Raw genomic sequence first — 764 nt, 5'->3', positions numbered from 1 at the left:
CAGCGCAGGGCGCGGGTACAGCAGCCAGATTTCGGTCGGTACGCCCCTGCACTACCCCGACTGGCTCGGCCCGGATCATGTGAGCGTTAACTGGCGCATTGCCTTCATGCTTTAAGAGACTCTACGACTATGGATACCCGTCACCCACCCGTTCGTTTCTCGCAGCGTCTGATCAGCTGGATTGTCTGCGGCCTGATGGTCTGGCAGCCGATGGCACCTGCCGTCGCGGCGGCGCTTACGCCGACCGGGCAGACCACGGTCGATCGGGCGGGGAACGGGGTGCCGGTCGTCAACATCGCCACGCCCAACGGGGCGGGTATCTCGCATAACCAGTTCGGTGAGTATAACGTCGGCAAAGAGGGGCTTATCCTCAACAACGGCACGGACCGTTTAACCCGGACCCAGCTGGGCGGGCTTATCCAGAACAACCCCAACCTGCAGGCCGGGCGGGAAGCGAAAGGCATTATCAACGAAGTCACGGGCGCCAGCCGCTCGCAGCTGCAGGGCTATACGGAAGTCGCCGGTAAAGCAGCAAACGTCATGGTGGCTAACCCGTACGGCATTACCTGTAACGGGTGCGGATTTATCAACACCCCGAACGTCACCCTGACCACGGGGAAACCGCAGTTCGACGCCAGCGGTAACCTGCAGGCGCTGGAGGTGACGAAAGGCGCCATCACGGTTGAAGGCCAGGGGCTGGATGCCAGCAAGAGCGACGCGCTGTCGATCATTGCGCGCGCAACGGAAGTGAACGCCGCGATTCA

At 62.2% G+C, this 764-nt stretch carries 1 protein-coding gene; it reads left to right on the top strand.

Features of this window, described 5'->3' with window-relative positions:
* Positions 1–129: 129 nt before the first annotated feature.
* Positions 130–764 (top strand): filamentous hemagglutinin N-terminal domain-containing protein (locus HMPREF3143_RS06450; protein WP_084832159.1); only part of this gene is annotated, 635 nt, incomplete at its 3' end.

Source organism: Enterobacter sp. HMSC16D10 (genome assembly GCF_001807145.1).
In the GTDB taxonomy this organism is placed as follows: domain Bacteria; phylum Pseudomonadota; class Gammaproteobacteria; order Enterobacterales; family Enterobacteriaceae; genus Enterobacter; species Enterobacter roggenkampii.
This window is presented reverse-complemented; position numbering and strand designations above follow the sequence as displayed.